This window comes from Bacteroidota bacterium (genome assembly GCA_021300195.1).
Taxonomy (GTDB): Bacteria; Bacteroidota; Bacteroidia; order J057; family JAJTIE01; genus JAJTIE01.
In genome coordinates, this window is record JAJTIE010000009.1 from 1 (window position 1) to 18,919 (window position 18,919).

The 18,919-nt window shown below is 60.2% G+C and carries 14 protein-coding genes; 10 read left to right on the forward strand and 4 right to left on the reverse strand.

Annotated elements, in window-relative coordinates; all coding sequences use genetic code 11:
- The 6 genes from LW884_02900 to hisB form a co-directional block, all read left to right on the forward strand.
- A partial coding sequence (locus LW884_02900) for a T9SS type A sorting domain-containing protein (protein ID MCE3007279.1) occupies window positions 1–320 on the forward strand: 320 nt, incomplete at its 5' end.
- 168 nt (window positions 321–488) lie between these two features.
- On the forward strand, window positions 489–878 hold the full coding sequence (locus LW884_02905; GenBank protein MCE3007280.1) for a hypothetical protein: 390 nt from the start codon (window positions 489–491) through the stop codon (window positions 876–878).
- A 62-nt stretch (window positions 879–940) separates the two neighbouring features.
- Window positions 941–1,792 carry an ATP phosphoribosyltransferase gene (hisG, locus tag LW884_02910; GenBank protein MCE3007281.1) on the forward strand — a complete coding sequence of 284 codons (852 nt, stop codon included), beginning with the start codon at window positions 941–943 and terminating at the stop codon, window positions 1,790–1,792.
- A gap of 7 nt (window positions 1,793–1,799) precedes the next feature.
- Window positions 1,800–3,092 (forward strand): histidinol dehydrogenase, encoded by a 1,293-nt coding sequence (hisD, locus tag LW884_02915; GenBank protein ID MCE3007282.1) that lies wholly within the window; start codon window positions 1,800–1,802, stop codon window positions 3,090–3,092.
- Window positions 3,085–4,149 carry a histidinol-phosphate transaminase gene (gene hisC, locus LW884_02920; protein MCE3007283.1) on the forward strand — a complete coding sequence of 355 codons (1,065 nt, stop codon included), beginning with the start codon at window positions 3,085–3,087 and terminating at the stop codon, window positions 4,147–4,149. Before hisD ends, hisC begins: the two co-directional genes overlap by 8 nt.
- Before the next feature lie 28 nt (window positions 4,150–4,177).
- Window positions 4,178–5,089 carry an imidazoleglycerol-phosphate dehydratase HisB gene (gene hisB, locus LW884_02925; GenBank protein MCE3007284.1) on the forward strand — a complete coding sequence of 304 codons (912 nt, stop codon included), beginning with the start codon at window positions 4,178–4,180 and terminating at the stop codon, window positions 5,087–5,089.
- Window positions 5,090–5,223: 134 nt separating this feature from the next.
- On the opposite strand, the gene LW884_02930 is transcribed toward hisB, so the two are convergent.
- Together LW884_02930 and LW884_02935 are read right to left on the reverse strand one after the other, a co-directional pair.
- Window positions 5,224–5,373: a Bor family protein gene (locus tag LW884_02930; protein MCE3007285.1), complete on the reverse strand. Its 150-nt coding sequence runs from the start codon at window positions 5,371–5,373 to the stop codon at window positions 5,224–5,226.
- Between the two features lie 303 nt (window positions 5,374–5,676).
- Window positions 5,677–6,258 carry an adenylate kinase gene (locus tag LW884_02935; GenBank protein ID MCE3007286.1) on the reverse strand — a complete coding sequence of 194 codons (582 nt, stop codon included), beginning with the start codon at window positions 6,256–6,258 and terminating at the stop codon, window positions 5,677–5,679.
- Between the two features lie 67 nt (window positions 6,259–6,325).
- Between LW884_02935 and LW884_02940 the strand changes: the two genes are divergently transcribed.
- From LW884_02940 to LW884_02950, 3 genes are all read left to right on the forward strand, one after another.
- The gene (locus LW884_02940; protein MCE3007287.1) at window positions 6,326–7,660 is read left to right on the forward strand and encodes a dihydroorotase; all 1,335 of its coding nucleotides are present in this window, start codon (window positions 6,326–6,328) and stop codon (window positions 7,658–7,660) included.
- A gap of 319 nt (window positions 7,661–7,979) precedes the next feature.
- Window positions 7,980–8,747, forward strand: coding sequence for a hypothetical protein (locus LW884_02945; GenBank protein MCE3007288.1), 768 nt, complete (start codon window positions 7,980–7,982; stop codon window positions 8,745–8,747).
- A gap of 634 nt (window positions 8,748–9,381) precedes the next feature.
- Window positions 9,382–11,145, forward strand: a complete 1,764-nt coding sequence (locus LW884_02950; protein ID MCE3007289.1) for a gliding motility-associated C-terminal domain-containing protein — start codon at window positions 9,382–9,384, stop codon at window positions 11,143–11,145.
- A gap of 37 nt (window positions 11,146–11,182) precedes the next feature.
- On the opposite strand, the gene LW884_02955 is transcribed toward LW884_02950, so the two are convergent.
- Together LW884_02955 and hscA are read right to left on the reverse strand one after the other, a co-directional pair.
- On the reverse strand, window positions 11,183–12,730 hold the full coding sequence (locus LW884_02955; GenBank protein MCE3007290.1) for a glycine--tRNA ligase: 1,548 nt from the start codon (window positions 12,728–12,730) through the stop codon (window positions 11,183–11,185).
- Between the two features lie 23 nt (window positions 12,731–12,753).
- Window positions 12,754–14,637 (reverse strand): Fe-S protein assembly chaperone HscA, encoded by a 1,884-nt coding sequence (gene hscA, locus LW884_02960; GenBank protein MCE3007291.1) that lies wholly within the window; start codon window positions 14,635–14,637, stop codon window positions 12,754–12,756.
- Window positions 14,638–14,776: 139 nt separating this feature from the next.
- Here hscA and LW884_02965 point away from each other — a divergent pair, with 139 nt between their 5' ends.
- Complete coding sequence (locus tag LW884_02965; GenBank protein MCE3007292.1) at window positions 14,777–18,841, forward strand: restriction endonuclease; 4,065 nt, start codon at window positions 14,777–14,779, stop codon at window positions 18,839–18,841.
- Window positions 18,842–18,919 lie beyond the last annotated feature (78 nt).

Consider the following 18,919-nt stretch of genomic DNA (forward strand, 5'->3'; position numbering starts at 1 on the left):
AGCCCATCTACAGCCTGCTCGGCAGCAGCCCCCTGCAGGTAGAGGCGACCACGAGCCGTGTCGGCACCCCGCCCCGCCCCGCAGACCGCGCCCTGCTGCTACACCCCAACCCGCAACAAGCCGGCCACCGCCTAAGTGCGCACAACCCCACCAGCGGCCCCGCTCGCTACACGCTGGACAGCGCCCAGGGCCAGCAGCTCAGCCAGCACCAGGTAGCGCCCGGTCAGTCACTCAGCCTCAGCCTGAGCAGCCCCGGCCTGTACAGCGTCCGTATCGAGACGGTAACCGGCACCTACTGGCAAAAGCTGAGCGTGTACTAGCCACCCGCCCGATAGACGTACAGATACACACAAGCCGGCCCACATCACATAGGCCACCCAATGGGTGGCCTATGTGTGTAGGGGGGGGAGGGGCGTATCTTTCGAACTTTATGGGCTTGGGTGGACGTATTGGATTCTGCCATGGTGCATAGGGACTTCTATTTGCGGATGATAGCGGAGCTAGGGCGCAACCTGCGCCTGGCGGTGGAGCGATACCGGGCGGGGCAGCTGCCAGACAGCCGGGCTGAGACCGATGAGCTGTTTACCAATTTCTACGACATGCGGGCCGAGGTAGCACGAGACCTGCCCGAGGAGGTGCTGCTGCGGCTGCTGGCAGCCGAGCCCGACCGCCGCGAGCAGTGGCAGTTCCTGGCCGACCTGCTGCTGCTAGACGGCGACCTGCTGGCTGCCCAGCACCAGCCCACCGAGGCCCTGAAAGCCTGGCGACAGAGCCTGCGCATCTACCGCTGGCTACAGGCCCAGGTAGACACGGTCTTTTCCTTCGACCGCCGCCAGCGCATACAGGAGCTGGCTCGCCGTATCGAAGACTGGGCATAGCTGGTGAGGCGGTAGTCCTAGAACCGCCAAGGCCCGGCGAATTGCCGTATATTTGCGGAACCATGATCAAGATCGCGATCCAGAAGAAAGGGCGCCTTAGCGAGGACAGCATTGAGCTGCTGGCACACTGTGGCATCCGCTTTAGCAAGGCAGACAATAAGCTGAAGGCAACAGCCTATAATTTTCCACTGGAGTTCCTCTTCCTGCGGGATGACGATATACCCGGCTATGTGGCAGATGGGGTGGCTGACCTGGGTATAGTGGGCGAGAACGTGCTGCTGGAGAGCCAGTGCCGGGTGGATGTGCAGGACAAGCTTGGCTTTGGCAAGTGCCGTCTTTCTATAGCCGTGCCCAATGCTTTTGAGTACCGAACCCTGCAAGACCTGGCGGGCCAGCGCATTGCCACCAGCTATCCCCACCTGCTCTCGCAATATCTGCGGGAAAAGGGGGTAGAGGCCCGTATCCACGAGATCAGCGGCTCGGTGGAGATTGCGCCAGGCATAGGCCTGGCCGATGCCATATGCGACCTGGTGAGCAGTGGCAGCACCCTGATAAGCAACGGCCTGAAAGAGGCCGAGGTAATCCTGAAAAGCGAGGCAGTGCTAATAAGCCACCGGGAGCTGGATGCAGAGAAACAGCGTATACTGGCTGATCTGCGCTTTCGTATCCAGAGTGTGATGCGGGGCCGCAACTACAAGTACATCCTGCTGAATGCGCCCAACGACCGGCTGGATGCCATTACCCGCCTGCTGCCAGGCATAAAGAGCCCAACAGTGATGCCCCTGAAGGACGAGGGCTGGAGTAGCCTGCACTCTGTGGTGCAGGAGCACGCCTTTTGGGAGGTGATCGGACAGCTGCGCCAGGCTGGGGCCGAGGGCATCCTGGTGGTGCCCATTGAGAAAATTATTGAATAAAAGGAACATGAAAATCATACAAAACCCCAGCCCGGATACCTGGGCTGCACTCACAGCCCGGCCGGTAATGGACTTTGCCGAGCTGGAGGGACGGGTGGCCCCCATACTGGAGGCTGTACGGCAGCGTGGAGATGCCGCCCTGCGCGAGCTTACCCAGCGTTTTGACGGGGCCCAGCTACAGGCCATCGCAGTGAGCGAGGAGGAAGTGCGCCAGGCTACTGCCCAGGTGGGCGACACCCTGAAGCAGGCTATTCGCATAGCCGCCCATAACATACGTAGCTTCCACGCCGCCCAAGCCCAGGCCCCCCAGGAGATAGAAACCACGGCCGGGGTGCGCTGCTGGCGCCGGAGTCTGCCGATCGAAAAGGTGGGCCTCTACATCCCCGGGGGCACGGCACCCCTGTTTAGCACCGTACTCATGCTAGCCATACCGGCCCAGCTGGCTGGCTGTACGGAGGTGGTGCTCTGCACCCCGCCCAACCGGGAAGGCAAGATACATCCCGCAATACTCTACGCCGCCAGGCAGGTGGGCGTTACCCAGATCTTCAAAGTAGGCGGGGCCCAGGCTATAGCGGCCATGGCCTTCGGCACCGAGTCTATCCCCCAGGTATACAAACTCTTTGGCCCGGGTAACCAGTACGTAACCGTGGCCAAGCAGCTGCTCAGCCGCCTGGGCATTGCCATAGACATGCCGGCAGGCCCCAGCGAAGTAGCCGTTATAGCCGATGCCGGGGCACCCCCCGCATTTGTGGCTGCCGACCTGCTAAGCCAGGCCGAGCATGGCGTGGATAGCCAGTCCATCCTGCTTACCACCCAGGCCGAGCTGGCAGAGGCCGTGGCCCAGGAGGTAGACCGCCAGCTGGCCCGCCTCCCCCGCCGAGAAATGGCCGCAAAAAGCCTGCAAAACAGCCGCTTGATCGTCCTGCCCGACTGGGAGCAAGTGGTGGCTTTTGCCAACCAGTATGCTGCCGAACACCTGATTGTTGCCACGGCAGATGCTCGCACCCTGGCAGCAGGCATTACCTGCGCCGGTTCCATCTTCCTGGGCTACTATACACCCGAGAGCGCCGGAGACTACGCCAGCGGTACCAACCACACCCTGCCCACCAACGGATATGCCCGGGCCTGGAGCGGGGTGAGCCTGGACTCATTTGTAAAGAAAGTAACCTACCAGGAAATCAGCCCCGAAGGGCTAGCTAACCTGGGCCCTGTGATAGAAACACTGGCCGAGGCAGAAGAGCTGATAGCCCATAAAAACGCCGTAAGCCTGCGTCTGGCCCAAGTTGCACAAGATGTTTAAGCCCGAAACCCTGCTGGCCCGTCGCCTGAAGGACCTGCAACCCTACCGCTCAGAGCGCGAGCGCTACAGCGGCTCCGCCCGGCCAGTGTATTTCGACAATGGCGAAAACCCCTATACCGAGCCGCTGTCTGGCCGCTACTACGATAATACCTATGCCACCCTGTATGAGCAGATAGCTGCCCTAAAGGGGGTAAACCCCAATCAGATTATTGTAGGGGTGGGAAGCGACGGGGTGATAGACATGAGCATGCGGGCCTTTACCGAGCCGAACGAGAGCAACCTCATCATCCACACGCCTACCTTCGGCATGTACAAGTACTACGCTGCCCTGAATGGGGTGGCCGTGCGTGCCATACCCATGACGGCAGACTACCAGCTAGACAGCCCGGCCATGCTGGATGCTGTAGATGCGCATACACGCCTGCTTTTTCTGTGTAGCCCCAATAACCCCACGGGCAATGCCCTGGATCCGCGCGATATTGAGCTACTGATCCGCAGCTTTGCGGGCATAGTGGTGCTAGACGAGGCCTACATCGACTTTGTGCCCGAACGCAGCTTTGTCCCCCGCCTGGCAGAGTTTCCCAACCTGCTGATTACCCACACCTTCAGCAAAGCCTGGGGCCTGGCAGGCCTGCGGGTCGGCATCGGCATTGGCAGCCCCGAGCTGATTGGCCTGATGCAGCGGGTGCGCCCGCCCTATAATGTGAGTAGCCTAAGCGTGGAGGCCCTGTTGGCAGCCATTGCCCAGCCCCAGCGTATGCAGGAGCAGGTGCGCCGCATGCTGGCCAACCGCATGCGCCTACAGGAATACCTGCAGGCTAGCCCCCTCTTCAGCCGGGTGTGGCCTACCGACACCCACTTTGTGATGGTGGAAAGCCCCGTGGCCGATGCCCTGTTTGCCAAGCTGTTTGAAGACGGCATCATCCTGCGCTACTTTGAGCGTAGCACAGAACTGCCCAGCCGCTTCCGCATATCTGTGGGCACCGAGGCCGAAAACGAGAAGCTACTGGCGCGGCTGCAGCAGTATGCACCCACCCTCATTGCTGCCCAACCTTAGGCCCACACGCACTATACCCTATTGCCTTATGCATAGCACCCTATACCTCCATACCCATTTGCTACAGGATGCGCAGGGCCGGCTACGCCCCGGGGTGCTGCGCTGGCTCACCATCATAGACTACCTGCGGCAGCCGCAGTGGGTGTGCTTCGGCCCTGCCCTGGCCGATGAGGTGGAGGCGCTACTGGCCGCCCAGGGCATGCGCCTGGCCGCTACCGAGGCGCTACCCGAACAGCTAGATATACCGGCCGTAATAGCCGTACCCACTGGCATGAACCTGCCAGCCGCAGCTACCCTGCTGCAGCTGGAAGCAGATATGCCCGCAGACTGGCAGCTGCTGCTAGACCGTACGCCACGCTATGGGCGCATAGCCGAGGTGCACCGCCAAACCAGCGAAACGGATATACGCGTGCGGGTAAACCTGGACGGTAGCAGCCAGCATAAGATAGACACCGGGCTGGGCTTCTTTGACCACATGCTGGAGCAGCTGGCACGCCACGGCGGCATAGACCTGGAGGTGCGTGTAACCGGAGACCTGCATATAGACGAGCACCATACCATAGAGGATACGGCCCTCGCGCTGGGCGAGGCCTTCAAGAAGGCCCTGGGCGATAAGCGGGGTCTCTATCGCTATGGCTTCCTGCTGCCCATGGACGAAGCCCTGGCCCAGGTGGCCATCGACTTTGGCGGTAGGCCCTGGCTGGTGTGGGACGCTGCATTCAAGCGCGAGAAAATAGGCGATATGCCTACCGAGATGTTCTTCCATTTCTTCAAGAGCTTCTCGGATGCTGCTGCCTGCAACCTGAACATGCAAGTAACGGGCGAAAATGAGCACCACAAGATAGAAGCCCTCTTCAAGGCCTGGGCCAAAGCCATCAAGATGGCGCTAACCCAAGACCCACACAGTACCGCCATACCCAGCACCAAGGGCACCCTCTAGGTGCGATTACGCGGGCTGGGTACGCACATACAAAAAAAAGCCTGGCACCGACAGCAGTATGCTACCCAGCGCCAGGTAAAAAATGCAAACCTTATTAAGGTTACCGATCTCTGCAAGAAACAGAGACTGCGCGGTTACTTCGTAACGATCGTTGTGGTAGGGGTGTAAATACCGAAGGTAACCGCCTGAAGGAGGCCATCGATGAAGGTGTGCTTGACTGTTACGTCATAATTAGCCTCACCTTTCGCCATTTCAATCGGGTCCGAGGTGGAAAGGGGTGCCAAGCCATAGATCAGATAGTGGGGTTCTTCTTCCTCACCTCCACTCCCTTCTGGGCACCCTCGCCCATCGAAAACGAGTAGGAATAGCAGGAGCTTAAAAGCACGGCGGCACTTGCTGCCAGAAGTAGGGTTTTAACTTTCATCATAATAAAACAGGTTAGAGTGGTTTGATGCGTGAATATAGCCAGCCTGCCGCACAAGAACAAGCGAGGTATGCAAAAAATCTGGACAACAACTAGAAAGACCTATACGGCCGTGGAAAAGCAGCCGAGACGCTACGTTTGGCTTAGTCTTCCCTGATTCCGATCAGGCTCCCGCCACCAGGGGGTTCAGGGCGCGCGCTATGCGGCCAAAGATCTCCTCTATGGCACCTATGCCATCTATGGCAATCAGCTTGTTCTGCACCCGGTAGTACTCGGCCACAGGCAGGGTTTCGCGCTCGTAGGTCTCCAGGCGCGCAGCTATCACCTCTTGGGTATCGTCTGTGCGGCCCTCTATCTCGGCACGCTTCAGCAGGCGCTTGCCCAGTTCCTCGCGGTCTACCCCCATGCTGATCATGCAGGTAATAGATGTGCCATGGGTCTCCAGCATCTTGTCCAGCGCCTCGGCCTGCTTCACCGTGCGCGGAAAGCCGTCGAAGATGAAGCCCCGCGCCTGGCTGTTTGCGCCAATATGCTTGGCCATCATGCCGATCACAATATCGTCGGGCACCAGCTTGCCCGCCTCTATCAGGCTCTTTGCCTCCAGTCCCAGTGTGGTTTGGGCCGCTATCTCGGCACGCAGCAGGTTCCCCGTACTCAGGTGAACCAGGCCAAATGCGTTCATAATCCGCTCGCTCTGGGTTCCTTTCCCAGCACCCGGAGGGCCAAAAAGCACGATATTTAGCATGATAAATTTCGGTTGGATGCATCAAAAATAAGCAATTCACCCTAATTTGCCATAAAATACCCTGCAAATGGACGCAATTGTACTGAAAGGCGCACAAGTAGTAAACGAGGGCAGCATACAAGCCCTGGATGTACGCATAGAGGGCCCGTATATAGAGGCCGTGGGCAAAAACCTGGACACTAGCGGGGCCGAGGTGTGGCCCGCACAGGGCCTGCACCTGGTGCCCGGGGTTATTGACGATCAGGTACACTTTCGCGAGCCCGGGCTTACCCATAAGGGCGACATCCATACCGAGAGCCGGGCCGCTGCTGCAGGGGGCGTTACCAGCTATATGGAGATGCCCAATGTGCAGCCCCCAACCCTGACGCAGGAGCTGCTGGAGGCCAAATATCGGCTGGGGGCACAGAAGAGCCTGGTCAACTACTCCTTCTACATAGGCGTAAGCAACGACAACCTCGACGAGGTGATGAAAACCCCCTTCGACCGTGTGGCAGGGGTCAAGATCTTTATGGGTAGCAGCACCGGCAATATGCTGGTGGATGACCATGCCGTGCTAGACCGCCTCTTCCGCCACGTGCCCGGCCTGATAGCCACGCACTGCGAAGATGAGCAGACCATCCGCAAAAACATGGAGGCCGCCCGCGCCCGCTACGGTGAGGAAGTACCCATGCACGAGCATCCAAACATCCGCTCGGCCGAGGCCTGCTATCTCAGCAGCAGCTTTGCCGTGCAGCTGGCCAGGCAGCACAATACCCGCCTGCATGTGCTACACATCAGCACCGCCCGCGAAACCGAATTGTTTGACAACACCCTGCCCCTGGAGCAGAAGCGCATAACTGCCGAAGCCTGCACCCACCACCTGTGGTTTGCCGATGCCGACTATGCCACCCTGGGCAGCCGCATAAAGTGGAACCCCGCCGTGAAAACCGCTGCCGATCGCGCGGGTATATGGGCGGCCCTGCTGGACGACCGCATAGACGTAATGGCTACCGACCACGCCCCGCACACCCTGGAGGAGAAAACCGCCCCCTACTTCAAGGCACCCAGTGGCGGCCCACTTGTCCAGCACTGCCTGCTGGCGGGGCTCCACTTTGTGCAGCAGGGCCGCATCAGCCTGCCGCGCCTCATCCACAAGATGTGCCACGCCCCCGCCCTATGCTACCGGCTGGAGAAACGCGGCTTTATCCGCCCAGGCTATTATGCAGACCTGGTGCTGCTGGACCTGAACCGGCCTGAGACCGTAACCCCCCAGAGCCTGCTGTACAAGTGCGGCTGGAGCCCCTTTGAGGGCCACACGTTCTCTGGCTCGGTGCACACCACCTTTGTAAACGGCACACCGGTGTATCACAACGGCCAGGTGCAAGAGAGCCAGGCGGCCCAGCGCCTTACCTTCCGTGCCTGAGCAGGATAAGCGCCCGCACAAACGCATCCCCCCCCTCATCTGTCGCGCCATGCGCTACCTTTGTCCAGGGCCAGGTAGAGCCCATGTTCATATGGCTTAAAACGACGGACAGTAGCCGAGCAGAAATGCCGCCCTGACAGTATGGCTGGGAATCCCTTCGGCCTGAACATGCCCGCAGCCTTGACACCGCCCCTCCCTAAGCGCTGTTTCCTACCATTCAGGCACCCATTTGTACCGTTCAGACATATTAAGCGGGGGTATGAACCTAGTTACGCCTATTTTTAGGGCAAACCTGCGAGAGTTCCGTTCATATCATACCATGAAAACGCCCCTGCTTCGCTGCACACTCCTGGCCCTGCTGCTGCTCGCTCTACAGCCCACACACGCCCAGCCGCCTATTGCTTGGGACAAAACCTTAGGTGGGGGAGAGAATGATGGCCCTGGAATCATACGACAGACTTCAGATGGCGGATATATTGTCGCAGGAGATTCAGAGTCTGGGATAGAAGGAACAAAGACAGACACTAAAAGAGGTTCAGGGGATTATTGGATTATTAAGCTAGATAAAAGCGGGCATGTACAGTGGGACAAAACTATCGGCGGCAATGGTAATGATCGCTTGAGTTCGCTAGAGCTAGCCTCTGATGGCGGGTATTTATTGGGTGGATCGTCTGGTTCGCAGGCTGGCTTTGAGAAATCCGAGAACTCAAGAGGCCCAGCTGGTCGAAATGACTATTGGGTAGTAAAATTGGATAGCGAGGGTACTTTGCTGTGGGACAAAACATTGGGTGGTAATTTTGATGATTTTCTTGAAACCTTTAAGGAAACTAAAGATGGAGGGTATATTTTAGGAGGACACTCAAGATCAGACAACTCTTTTGATAAGACAGAAGAGAATAGAGGCGCTTCATTTAGTAGTGCCGATTATTGGGTTATAAAGTTAGATAAAGAAAGAAATATCAGAGTGGCAGAAAACATATGGAGGATTGCCCAGATCGTGGCAGTCGGAGACTGGCGAAGAAAATCTAAAGGATATAATTCAAACAATAGATGGAGGGTATGTTTTGTGCGGAAGTTCTCAATCTAATGCTGGCTTTGAGAAATCACAAAACAATATTGGACTGCAAGATTTATGGATTATTAAGACTAATAGTATAGGAGAGATAGAATGGGATAAAACTATCGGAAGCAATGTTTCTGAGGGGCCTGCTTCGATTCGTTCGACAAAAGATGGTGGATATATAGTTGGCGGTGGTATAAGCCTAAATCCTGACGCTATTAATCCCCAAGGGCAAGGCGATTACTTGTTGATAAAACTGGACGGATTAGGAAATGTAGAATGGCAGAAAACATATGGAGGGGGAACTCAGAGTACTTTACATGGAGACAATCTACACGAAATTGATCTGACTCGAGATGGCGGATATATTTTAGCTGGCACATCATATAGTCCAATTGGAAATGAAAAAAGTGAAGACCGAATTTCCAATGCATTAGGGGATTATTGGGTTGTTAAGGTAGACGGGCTAGGAAATATTGAATGGGATGAAGTCTATGGGGGTACTGGTAGAGATTGGCTTTTCTCAGTTCAAGAAATTCCTGGAGGATACATATTAGGTGGAATGTCTCAATCTGACAAAGGATTTGATAAGTCTGAAGATCGCTTTGTAGGGATAAGTGGGGATAGGCGTTATGATATTTGGATTGTCAAGCTGTGTGAATTGGCACAAGATAAGCCCAGCCTCGGCCCCGACTTCGCCCTGGCCTGCTCCGGCCCGCCCGACACCCTGCGCACCGATGAGATAGCCGGCCTGGACTACCGTTGGTACCGCGTGTCTGGCCCCGGTAGCGAGACCCCGCAGGCAGGCGACGCCCACGAGCTGGAAGTGCTCAACCCCGGCACCTACATCGTAGAGGTGGAAAACAACTGCGGCCTCACCGCCCGCGACACGGTGGTGGTAAGTGAAAACGCCAGCCCAGCTATCAGCGGCTGGCTGCCCGAAACGGCCGACCTGTGCACAGGCCCCGTACAGCTGGGCCCGATTGCTTTCCCCGCCATCTATACCGTCGGCTGGCAAGACCTGGGCTGGGGCGGCAGCGTCCCCCGCACCGTTACAGCGCCCGGTACCTATGTGCTGCGCGTGACAACCCTGTCGGCCCCCGACTGCCCCGGCTACGATACCGTAGTAGTATCCGGCAGCAGCGCCCCCATCAAGCCCAGCCTCGGCCCCGACTTCACCTTTGCCTGCCCCGGCACCGCGCCCGACACCCTGCGCACTGCCCCAATACCTGGCCTGAACACCTACCGATGGTTTTGGGACGGCGATGCGATCTTCGGGGCTATCACAGTGGCCTACGCGGTTACCCAGCCCGGCACCTACGTGCTCGAAGTAGCAAACGACTGTGGTGCCAGTCGAGACACGGTGGTGGTAAGCCCCACTGCCGGCAGTACCGGCTCCGGCTTCACCCTCGGCCCCGACCGCCCCTGGTGCCGCTGGACAGACCAGAACGCAAACAGCCCGGCCTATCCCCCCGCTGCCACCAACCCCAGCCTGACCGGCCCCGCAGGCTCCGGCCTCAGCTACCGCTGGTGGCAGGATGGTGCCGAGCTGATCGGCCAGACCAACCGCAGCCTGACCCTCACCGCCCCCGGCACCTACGTGCTGGAAGTACGCAACAGCTGCGACCAGACCAGCCGCGACACCGTAACCCTCACCCAATACGACCAAATCGGCCCCTTCACCCTGGCCAGCAGCAGCGAGCCACGCCTCTGCCCCGGCGAGGTGCAAGCCTGGGCTGGCCCTGTGGGCAGCTTTGACTACCGCTGGGAATGGCGCAAGGATCCCGACTATGTGGTGGTGATCGCCACCACCCGCCAGATCGAGATCAGCCAGCCCGGCACCTATGTGCTGACCGCCACCGACAGCTGCGGAAACACCTACCGCGACTCGGTTACCATCACCCAGCAGGTAGATCCCGCCTCCCTGGCGCTCAGCCTGCCGCCCGTGTACGACCGCTGCCTGCAGCAGAACCGACCCCTGCGGGCGCCCGTGGCCCCTGGCCTCAGCTACGCCTGGACCAGCGAAGACGGCAGCCTGCTAAGCACCCAGCCCGGCTACACCCCCGAGGCGAATCTGGCGGGCACCCTTACCCTCACCCTCAGCGACCGCTGCGGACGAACGGCTACGGCTAGCCTACAGATAGCCGACGCGACACAACAGCTAGTAACCAGCTGGGGCAACGCCTTTACCCCCAATGGCGACGGCATAAATGACGTATACCCCCGTCCCGATCTGCTGGGCGCGGGCTACCGCCTGCAGGTATTCGACCGCTGGGGCCAGCAGGTGTACGCGGGCAGCCAGCCCTGGCGCGGTACGGATGGCAATGCCGATGCCCCCGAGGGCAGCTACGTAGTGCGCATCCGGGTGCCCGACTGCCAGGGTGGCACGCGCGAGCTACAGCGCACGGTTACGGTCATCCGCTAGGCCCTGTGCCGCTTGGGTATAGCAAGACGGGCCTCTGTTAACCCACCAAGGCCCGCTTCAGGCTGAAGGCGCTCATCAGGTGGTTTCGCAGCAGCTGTATGGGTATGCGTTCCTGGCGCATACTGTCGCGCTCGCGCACGGTTACGGCTTCGTCCTGCAGGCTGTCGTGGTCTATGGTTACACAGAAGGGTGTCCCTTTGGCATCCTGGCGGCGGTAGCGTCGGCCAATAGCATCTTTTTCGTCATACTCCAGCTGTAGCTGCCACTGCAGGTCGGCCATGATTTCGCGCGCCAGTTCGGGCAGGCCATCTTTCTTCAGCAGGGGCAAGATGGCCACCTGGATGGGGGCTACCAGTGGATGCAGGCGCAGCACCGTGCGTAGCTCGGTATCGCCCTTGGCCGTGGGCACCTCCTCCTCCCGGTAGGCCTGGCTTAGGTGGGCCAGGAAGAGGCGGTCTAGCCCCAGGCTGGTTTCCACCACATAGGGTGTATAGCTGCGGTTTTCTTCGGGGTCAAAATACTGCAGCTTTTTGCCACTCAGCTCCTGGTGGCGGCTTAGGTCAAAGTCGGTGCGGCTGTGTATGCCCTCCAGCTCCTTGAAGCCGAAGGGAAACTCGAACTCGATGTCTACTGCTGCGTCTGCATAGTGGGCCAGCTTTTCGTGCGTGTGCAGCCGCAGTCGCCCGGCCGGTATGCCCAGCTGCTGGTGCCAGCGCAGGCGTGCCTCGCGCCAGTAGGCAAAGTGCTCGGCCTGCGTACCCGGTTTCACAAAAAACTGCATCTCCAGCTGCTCAAACTCGCGCATGCGGAAGATAAACTGCCGCGCCACAATCTCATTCCGAAAGGCCTTACCCATCTGGGCGATGCCAAAGGGCAGCTTTTGCCGGCTGGTTTTCTGTACGTTCAGGAAGTTTACGAAGATGCCCTGTGCGGTTTCGGGCCGCAGGTACAGGTCCATGGCAGCATCGGCGGTGCTACCCAGCTGCGTCTTGAACATCAGGTTGAACTGGCGCACCTCGGTCCAGTTTTTGCTGCCGCTCAGTTCGCAGGCTATTTCCAGCTCCTCTATCAGGCCTTTCAGGCCCGCCAGGTCATTGGCTGCCAGCAGCTGGCTTAGCCGGGCTTCTGCCTCGGCGGCCTTTTGGCCGTCTCGGCCCTGGGCCAGGAAGTGGTTGTAGCTTTCGTCTCCGGCCGTCCATCCTTCTTTTTGGGCCTTTTTGTCCGCCTCCTTCCGGGCCTTTTCGCGCCGCTTGTGTATCCATTCCTCCACCAGCTGGTCGGCCCGGTAGCGCTTCTTGCTGTCTTTGTTGTCTATCAGGGGGTCGTTAAAGGCATCTACGTGGCCACTGGCCTTCCACACCTGGGGGTGCATCAGGATGGCGGCATCCAGGCCCACGATGTTTTCGTGCAGCTGCACCATGCTTTTCCACCACAGGTTTTTCAGGTTATTCTTCATGAGCACGCCCAGTGGCCCGTAGTCGTACACGGCGGGCAGGCCATTCTCATAAATCTCGCTACTCTGGAAAACAAAGCCATGCTCTTTGCAGTGGCTCAGCAGCTTCTGAAATACCTCGCTATACTCCATCTGGCAAAGATAGCAGACACAGGCTATGCGCCCTCGGTATCGTCTATCGTTTTGCCCACCATGGCCTGCCGGATGGCGGCCTCCATTACCCGCTGGGCAAAGGGTCGGGTATAGGTGTCTAGCGCATCCAGGGCGGTGTGTATGGCCTGCTTGTCGCCCTGGGCATCCAGCACAGCCTGCAGGGCCTGCATGCGCCGCTGCATTTCGGTAGCCTCTTCGGTGGCCAGGATTGTCTGGTTTTTGGTCAGGAACTTATCGGCATGGTACAGCACCTGCCGCGCCTCTTCGGCCGCCTCTACCTGCAGGCGGGTTTCCACATCGGCCTGCGCATGCTGGAAGCCTGCCAGCAGCATCTGCTCCACCGCTTCGTCTGTCAGGCCATACTGGGGCTTTACGGTTATCTCTGCCTCGGTGCCCGACCGCAGCTCCCGCGCACTCACCCGCAGGATGCCATCTGCATCCAGCAGGAAGCGGATTTCCACCTTGGGTAGGCCGGCAGGCATGGCGGGTATGCCACTCAGTTCAAACTCGGCCAACCTACGATTATCGGCCACCAGCTCGCGTTCGCCCTGGTACACGGTTATGCGCATACTGGCCTGGCCGTCTCGCTGGGTGGTATACTGCTTGGCCAGGGCTGTGGGGATCTTGCTGTTTCGGGGGATGATGGGGTCCATTAGCCCCCCTGCCGTCTCTACCCCCAGGCTTAGGGGGGTTACGTCTAGCAGCAGCAGGTCTGTGCGGTTGCCCGCCAGGATGTCGGCCTGCAGGGCTGCCCCCAGGGCCACCACCTCATCCGGGTTCAGCTCCGTGTGGGGGGGGCGGCCAAAAAACTGCTGCACCTGCTGCTGCACATAGGGCATGCGCGTGCTACCCCCTACCAGGATTACCTCATCTATCTGCCCGGCTTGCAGTTCCGCATCGGCCAGGGCTGCGCGGCAGCTGTCCAGCGTGCGGTTTATCAGGGGTTCGGCCAGCAGCTCCAGCTCGGCGCGAGACAGAGAGATGGGCACCGGCACGCCCCCGGCGGCAGAGAAGTTTCCGCTCCAGTGGGCACTACTGCTCAGGGCTTTCTTGGCTTCCTCGGCCAGCAGCCGCAGGGCCTGCACAAACTCGGGCTGCCCGGCCCGTGCGGCCAGGTCGATGCCCAGGCTACCGGCTATGTGGTTTACGATGGCCCGGTCCAGGTCGTCTCCGCCCAGGTAGGTATCTCCGTGGGTGCTCAGTACCTCAAATACCCCCCCCTCTATGCTCAGCAGGGTTATGTCGAAGGTGCCGCCCCCCAGGTCGTACACCGCCACGGTCTTCTGCGCCTGGGGGTCCAGGCCCAGGCCGTAGGCCAGGGCGGCGGCGGTGGGTTCGTTTACTATCCGCAGCACATCCAGGCCTGCCAGCTTGCCCGCATCGCGGGTGGCCTGCCGCTGCGCATCGTTGAAGTAAGCCGGTACTGTAATCACCGCCTGCTCTATCGGGGTCTTCAGCCGGTGCTCGGCACGCGCCTTTAGCTCCTTCAGGATCAGGCTACTCAGCTCGATGGGGCTGTAGTACCGGCCATCTATCTCCACCCGCACCAGGCTATCGGTCTCGTCGTTCAGGATGCGGTAGCCAAAGTAGGGCGTGTGTGCCTTCAGGTCCTGGTAGCTTTTGCCCATCAGGCGCTTTACACTATACAGGGTGCGCAGGGGGTCCTGTGTCAGGTAGGGCCGTGCCGCTTCGCCCACAGTGGGGCCACCCTGGCCCAGGTGGATGAGGGAGGGAACAATAACCCCCTTGCCGTGGTCGGCTATGCACTGGGCCTGCCCCGCTACCACGCGGGCTATCAGGCTGTTGGTGGTGCCCAGGTCTATGCCCACTATCACTTTTTCCTGCTTCAGGGTGCCGCCGGATATATCGATCGAAACTTTTGCCATGCGGTAAGTAGGGTTTAGGGGGGGGTATGCGATACAAAGCTACATACCCGGGCCCACATAGCACAACCGCCCCAGCCCTCATCTATCCCTTGAGGGATGTGTATATTGCTGCCTGCTATCTTACACCCCCCTGCACCGGATGATAAACGGCACCCTGTACCCCACCGAGTTTTTGAATAACGGCATTCGCAGGCACAGCGAATACCAGGCCCTGCACGACGCATCCATGCAGGCCCTGTGGGCCGAGCTGGAGGCTATTTTTGCCCGCTTCCCCACCCAGCAGGAGCCCATAGAGGCCACCACCGAGGCCGACCTGATAGAGCCCGTGCTGCACGCCCTGGGCTGGCACCACTACCTTACGCAGCAAACCACCAGCCAGCGCGGACGCAGCAACGTGCCCGACTACCTGCTGTTTGAGGACGACAAGGCTAAGGACAAGGCCAACAAAAGAAAGAACCAGCACGAGCGCTATATCGACGGCCAGGCCATACTGGAGGCCAAGGCCTGGCTGGTGCCCCTGGACAGGCGAAACCCCAAGCAGGACAGCCACTACATACCCAGCAACCAGATACTGCGCTACCTGGCCGATGCCGAAACCGAGAGCAAGGACAAAATACGCTGGGGCATACTGACCAACGGGCGGCTGTGGCGCCTGTACTACCAGCGCGCACAGAGCCGAAGCGAACAGTACCTGGAGCTAGACCTGGGCCGCCTGATGAACGTGCCCGGCCTGCAGGCCACGCTGGGCCAGCTGGAGCAGGCAGCCCCCCTGCACCTGCTCCGCATCTTTGTACTCCTCTTTGGCCGCCCGGCCTTTGTGCCCGGGGCCGGCGGCGAAACCTACCACGAGCGGGCACTGGCCGAGGGCAAGCGCTGGGAAGCACAGGTGGCCGAAGACCTGCGACGACTCGTCTTCGACCAGGGATTTCCGCAGCTGATGGATGCCCTGTGGGCCGCCGACCCCAAAAAGCCCGAACACCCCAGCGAAGCCTACCTGGCCGAGCTGCGCCAGAATGCCCTCCTCCTACTCTACCGCCTCCTCTTCATCCTGTATGCCGAGGACCGAGACCTGCTGCCCGTAAGACACGAAGGCTACCTGCACTACAGCCTGCGTGGCATACGCGAAGAAGTAGCCAAGCGGATAGACCAGAATGAGGTGCTGAGCAAAATAGGAGACACTTTTTATGGCAAAATGAAGGCCCTCTTTATGGCCATAGACCGGGGAGACGAGGCCCTGGCCGTGCCGCCCTACAACGGCGGCCTCTTTGCCGAGGGCGAGGCTGCCCTGCTGGGCCGCGCCCGCATGCCCGACCGCGACTTTGCCCGCGTGCTGGACCTGCTGAGCCGCCACAAGGCCGAGGGCGAACGCCCCAAGTGGATAAACTACCGCGACCTGAGCGTGCAGCAGCTAGGCTCCATCTACGAGGGGCTGCTGGAGTTCTGGCCACAGCTGCAGCCCGATGGACGAATGGGCCTGCAGCCCAACATCTATGCCCGCAAAACCAGCGGCAGCTACTACACGCCCGACGAGCTGGTGCAGCTAAGCCTGCAAAAAACCGTGGGCATACTGGTAGACGAACGCCGCCAGGCCTTTGCCAGCCTGTGGGCCCAGCTGCAGCCCAAAAAAGGCAAGGACTGGACCCCCGCCGCCAAGCACCTGAAGGCGGCCGAAAAAGACCCCGCCGAAGCCATTCTCCGCCTGAAGATATGCGACCCCGCCATGGGCAGTGGCCACTTCCTGGTAAGCCTGGTAGACTACCTGGCAGACCAGGTGCTGCTGGCCATGGACGAGGCCGAGGCCCTGGCCGAAGGATACCAGTCGCCCCTGCGGGCGCGTGCCGACACCATACGCCAGCACATCCTGCAGCAGGCACAGCAGCAGCACTGGTACATAGACGAGGCCCAGCTGGAGCTGCGCCAGATGGTGCGCCGCATGGTGCTGAAACGCTGCATATACGGCCTGGACAAAAACCCCATGGCCGTAGAGCTGGCCAAGGTATCGCTCTGGCTACACACCTTCACCATGGGTGCCCCCCTCAGCTTTCTGGATCACCACCTGCGCCACGGCGATAGCCTCTTTGGCGAGTTTGTGGGGGCTGCCCAGCGCGAGCTGCAGCAGGGCGGCCTCCTCTTCCTGAACCAGGCCCTGCAGGCAGCAAAGCCCAGCGCACAGGCCATGGCACAGATAGAGCAGCTAACCGATGCCGACCTGGACGAGGTGCACCAGAGTGCCCGGCACTACCAGCGCGTGCGCCAGCTAACCCACGAGCTGGACAGCTTCCTGCAGCTGTACCACGCCTGGAAGTGGCTGATAGCCGAAGACAAAAAAACCGCCAAGGCACGAACCACCCTGTGGAACCAGTACCTGCAAGAAGACTTCGGGCCCCTGATGCCCCTGGCCACCGGCCAGGCCGAACCCCAGGCCGCCAACCAGCGGGTAACCGCCACCGAGGTGCAGGCCTTTGCCAGCCTGCTGCTGCAGGCACGCCACCTGGCCACTACCGAGGCCTTTACCAACTGGCAGGTGGCATTCCCCCTGGTGTGGGATAGCTGGGCCAGCGCCCAGCCACAGGGCGGCTACGATGCCGTGGTGGGAAACCCCCCATGGGACCGCATAAAGCTGCAACAGATCGAGTGGTTTGCCGCACGCAGGCCCGAGATAGCCCGCCAGGCACGGGCCGCAGACCGTAAGCGCATGATTGCCCAGCTGGAAAAAAACAAAGACCCCCTGTGGCAGGCCTATAGCGAGGCCGACCGGCGCACCGCCACCATGGGCATATTGGCCCGCGAAAACCCCGAATACCCCCTGCTGGCCAGTGGCGACATCAACCTCTATTATCTATTTGTAGAGCGGGCGCACTACCTCATCAAGCCCGGGGGCGTGGTGGGCCTGATAGTGCCCAGCGGCATTGCCGCCGACAAAACCGCCGCCCCCTTCTTCCAGTCTATCACCACCACCGGACGCCTGGCCTATCTCTTCGACTTCGAAAACAAAAAGCACTTCTTCCCCGAGGTACACGCCAGCTTCAAGTTCTGCCTCTATGTGGCCGGGGGCCCGGAGCGCACGTTTGCCCAGGCCAGCCTGGCCTTCTTTCTGCACCGCGCGGCCCAGATAGACGAAGCCGCCTTTAGCCTCACCGCCGAAGACTTCCGGCAGGTAAACCCCAATACCGGCACCGCCCCCATCTTTCGCAGCCGCCAGGATGCCGAGCTTACCCGCCGCATCTACCAGCGCCTGCCCGTGCTGCACCACCACCAGAAGGGCAAGGTATGGCCGGTGAAGTATGCCACTATGTTCCACATGACCAACGACTCGCAGCTATTCCGCACCGAGGCCGAGCTGGAGGCCGAGGGCTACTACCCCGTAGACCTGGGCCACTGGAAGCGGGGCACCGACCTGTACCTGCCCCTGTACGAGGGCAAGAGCATCCACCACTACAACCACCGCAATGCCGCAATAAAGGTAAACCCCGAAAACCTGCACAACCAGGCCCTGGCCGTGCACAGCACCGCCGCCCAGCTGGCCCAGCCCCACTACCACCCCCGGCCCCAGTACTACATACCCGCCAGTGCCCACCCGCTGCTGGCCCAGCACCGCTACTTCCTGGGCTTTCGGGATATAGCGCGGGCGACGGATGAACGCACTGTACTTGCTACCCTCATCCCCCGGGCAGGGGTGGGGAATACTTTGCCGATTCTGCTGCCAGAGGATGAGCTTGACCCAGTGTATTTGCTTTGTTTCAGTGCGAATTTTAGCTCGTTTGTATTCGACTTTGTAGCTAGGCAGAAGATGCAAAGCACGCACCTGAGCTACTATGTGCTGGAGCAGCTGCCGGTTATCCCGCCGGAAACCTACGAGCAGCCGCTGGGGTCTACCACCGTGGGTGCCTGGGTGCAGCAGCAGGTGCTACGCCTGTGCTACACGGCCTGGGACCTGCAGCCCCTGGCCCAGGACCTGGGCTACACCGGCCCCCCCTACGCCTGGGACCAGGAAGACCGCACCCACCGCATGGCCCGCCTGGATGCCCTGTACTTCCTGCTGTATGGCCTGGCCGAAGACGAGGTGCGGTACGTGCTGGGCACCTTCCCCATCGTGCGCCGAAAGGACCAGGAGCAGCACGGCCACTACCGCACCGAGCGGCTCATCCTGGCCTATATGCGCGCCCTCCGCGCGGGCGATACCGAGGTGGTGGTGCGGGGGTAGTGCCCATTTGTGCGTAATTTGGCCCCATGCCATACCGAATTTTTGTGCGTGCCACGCTGCTGCTGCGCCTGCTGCGGC

What these genes read in the sequence shown, in the direction of transcription:
- LW884_02905 (MCE3007280.1), top strand. Translation starts at nt 489, where the DNA reads ATGATAGCGGAGCTAGGGCGCAACCTGCGCCTGGCGGTGGAGCGATAC.
- hisG (MCE3007281.1), top strand. Translation starts at nt 941, where the DNA reads ATGATCAAGATCGCGATCCAGAAGAAAGGGCGCCTTAGCGAGGACAGC.
- LW884_02955 (MCE3007290.1), bottom strand. Translation starts at nt 12,730, where the DNA reads ATGGAGTATAGCGAGGTATTTCAGAAGCTGCTGAGCCACTGCAAAGAG.
- hisC (MCE3007283.1), top strand. Translation starts at nt 3,085, where the DNA reads ATGTTTAAGCCCGAAACCCTGCTGGCCCGTCGCCTGAAGGACCTGCAA.
- LW884_02965 (MCE3007292.1), top strand. Translation starts at nt 14,777, where the DNA reads ATGATAAACGGCACCCTGTACCCCACCGAGTTTTTGAATAACGGCATT.
- LW884_02945 (MCE3007288.1), top strand. Translation starts at nt 7,980, where the DNA reads ATGAAAACGCCCCTGCTTCGCTGCACACTCCTGGCCCTGCTGCTGCTC.
- hisB (MCE3007284.1), top strand. Translation starts at nt 4,178, where the DNA reads ATGCATAGCACCCTATACCTCCATACCCATTTGCTACAGGATGCGCAG.
- hscA (MCE3007291.1), bottom strand. Translation starts at nt 14,637, where the DNA reads ATGGCAAAAGTTTCGATCGATATATCCGGCGGCACCCTGAAGCAGGAA.
- LW884_02935 (MCE3007286.1), bottom strand. Translation starts at nt 6,258, where the DNA reads ATGCTAAATATCGTGCTTTTTGGCCCTCCGGGTGCTGGGAAAGGAACC.
- hisD (MCE3007282.1), top strand. Translation starts at nt 1,800, where the DNA reads ATGAAAATCATACAAAACCCCAGCCCGGATACCTGGGCTGCACTCACA.
- LW884_02940 (MCE3007287.1), top strand. Translation starts at nt 6,326, where the DNA reads ATGGACGCAATTGTACTGAAAGGCGCACAAGTAGTAAACGAGGGCAGC.